Genomic DNA, 2,899 nt, shown 5'->3' on the forward strand with positions numbered 1-2,899 from the left:
AGGTTCAAGCGCCATCGGTCGGTAGAAATGTAAATGAGTTCTTAAGACAAGTAGAAGCGTGGCAACATGCTACAAAAACAGGTGAAGTTTGTCCTGCAGGATGGAGACCAGGTAAAAAAACACTGCCGGTAAACACTGATGTAGAACAGATGACAGGTCGTGTTGGTGATTACATCACAATTGAAGAGATCTTAAGTTAATCATAAAATATTCTGAGGTATTCTCAAGGCTATATTAGTTTCAAGACAATATGCCATTTTGAGATGCAAGCCTCACGAAAAAAGCTTTTTATAGAACTCTTTTTTTTTATACCAACGTATCATCCCTGTTATACCAAGTATCAATAATCCAAAAGCTGCAAAATCATTGACCCATACCCACCAAGGTACAAAAAAGGTACCGTTATGCAGGCTTAAAAGGAGGGTATAGAGTGTTACATCCTGAAACTTTGGCAGCGTATGAGTAGCGTTCATTGTAGAGAAGTAGCTAATGCCTTTTTCGCTCTCTATGACTCCTTTAAACATATGCGGTGTATTTGGCAGTAAAGAGTAATCACCATTTTTCAAAACTCTATTCGGTGCTCCCATTCCACTAATGTAGAGAGTATCTCCTTTGCGTATCATTTTATAAGCAAACCCTCTGTTTTCAAGTTTCCAATTCTGAAAGTCATGACTTGCATAGACACCATATCTATTTCCAACTCTACAAATATTTCCATCATAATCTATTGACCAAATATCACTTTTCAGGGAATCATAGACAGGTGGAAGTACTACGTGAGGGATTGTTACAGATTTCATGAATTTTGCAAGTCCACTTGAGTGATCTAAAAAAACTCCTGTAACCGCTAAAATAAAGAGAGGAATAAGTGCTATTATAGCAAAAATGTTAGCATGGGTTTTAATCAGCTTGCGTGAGAGTTTCGCCTTTTTCTTTCGATGAATCAGCCACCATAGCATATAACCACTCAGACCTAAATATATTAAAAAGAGTGTCCCGTAATCATTAATAAGTAAAGAGATATCTCCATCAAAAAGACCCCGTCCATAGTGCAGATCTCTTATAAAACGAGAGAGCTTTATATCTTCTTGTAGTTGAGATGCATCGATTTTGGCAATATTTTTCTGTAAAATCTTTGCACTTTTTCTTGCTAAAAGAACAATCTCTTTTTTATCTACTACCGCGGCTATCTTCTCTTGTGAGACACTTAAAGCTGTAATATATTTTCCCTTTAGGGCAAAAGAGTGTAGCTTAGTATCGAAGATATAGACACCATCAGATGTTGCAAGATAAAGCTCTTTGTCATAATCAACAGCGGAAAGAATCTGCAAAGATGAGAGTTTGTGAAAACTCTCTCCGACATCGAAACTTTCATAGAGTCCTCTTTGCCCACCGACAATGAGGTGAACCGGATTTTCAGGGTCTTGATAGTAAACATTAAAAAGACGGTTCTCTGCTTTTAAAATATGTGAAGGAACACTCTTAAAAGTAGTGTCATATAGAAAGCTCCATTTATCATGGTCGAGCAAAAATCCACTGATTGATAAAATCAGCAAAAAAATTCCACCCAAGAGACCTGCTAATTTATGGAGTTTATAACTCTTTACCATCTATATTCAATACCTGCATAAAAACTTCGTGGATCACCAGGAGTATAGTCCTCTTTATGGTAAGCATAGCGTGCTGTGACTGCATATCTTTCATCTGTTATATTTGTCACTTTTGCAAAGAATTTTAGATTTTTTGAATATTTATAATCTGCTTTAAGATTACCAATATCATAACCATCATATCTGCCTGCAATATGTGCATCATCCATCCAGTAAGAACCAACATGCTGCCATTCAGCCATAAGTTTCATACCTTGAATATAGCTAGGCATATAAAAAAGTCTGACATTTGCAAGAGTATTAGGAGCTGCTGCCATCTCCTTATCCCCTAAAATTGGGTCATTATCATAAGTATGTTTTGAGTAAGAATAACTGAGTGCTGTTTCAAACTCTTTTATAATAGTCGATTTCAATGTTACTTCAACACCTTGATGAATAGTTGAACCACCATTTCTATATCCACCCGTTGCTGCATCACGGACAATAGTATCATCAATTGTCATATAGTAAAGTGCTAAATCAAAAGATGTTTTTTTAGAAAAACTTTTTTTCAAACCTATCTCATACGTATTAGACTTTTCCGCTTTAAGATCTATATTTTCATATCCCACTTTGACAGAGTAAAGTCTTGTAGCTTGTGGAATTCTAAAACCATTTGCATAGCGAGCATATACATTTAAGTCTTTTTGCACAAGATAAGAGAGTGCTAATTTTGGACTCAGATGATTATATGAATCACTTCTGCTTGCCGGACGATAGTACGTGTTTGAGCTATCTGTGGAATCTGCTGCAAGGTTATTTGTATAATCATATCTGTTATAATCATAACGAAGTCCAGGGGTTAATTTTAAATGCTTTGTTATCATATAATCGATATGAACATACGGAGCAAATGCAAAGTAATTGACATCATAATCATATAAAGCACCTGCCGTATATGTTTTTGGACTCCATCCTGTTGTTGTCACATCAAAGTCTTGATTGTATTTTAGCGATGATTGTGTGTACTCTGTATCAAATCCAAAGACGACTCTTCCCCACTCTTTTTCATAGGTATTGCGCTGTAAAAGACCTAAAGTATACAGCTCATTATCGTTGCTTGGGAGATTACCTTCCCACGTTGCTACATATCTGTTTCTATTGTAACGGATATATGGAGTAACAACAATTTCTAAGTCATTAAATGTGTAGTTTGAGAATTCTGCACTTAATCTTGAATAGTCAAACTTTCTTTTTACATCTGTTTTCTCAAGTGCCGTAAAATAGTTCGGATCATCACTAGCAGCAGT

Annotated in this window: 2 protein-coding genes and 1 pseudogene; 1 reads left to right on the top strand and 2 read right to left on the bottom strand. The window is 35.9% G+C overall.

The annotated features are described in order from the left end of the window. Nucleotides 1-200, top strand: a pseudogene (locus MV589_RS10880) (peroxiredoxin); the annotation flags it as partial. 72 nt (nt 201-272) lie between these two features. Here the strand turns inward: MV589_RS10880 and MV589_RS10885 are convergent. Continuing rightward, the gene (locus tag MV589_RS10885) at nt 273-1,556 is read right to left on the bottom strand and encodes a PepSY-associated TM helix domain-containing protein (RefSeq protein WP_367271614.1); all 1,284 of its coding nucleotides are present in this window, start codon (nt 1,554-1,556) and stop codon (nt 273-275) included. Nucleotides 1,557-1,603: 47 nt separating this feature from the next. Next, nucleotides 1,604-2,899, bottom strand: a 1,296-nt coding sequence (locus tag MV589_RS10890) for a TonB-dependent receptor (RefSeq protein WP_297434783.1), incomplete at its 5' end; no start/stop codon positions are given.

This window comes from Sulfurimonas sp. (assembly GCF_026991475.1).
Classification (GTDB): domain Bacteria; phylum Campylobacterota; class Campylobacteria; order Campylobacterales; family Sulfurimonadaceae; genus Sulfurimonas.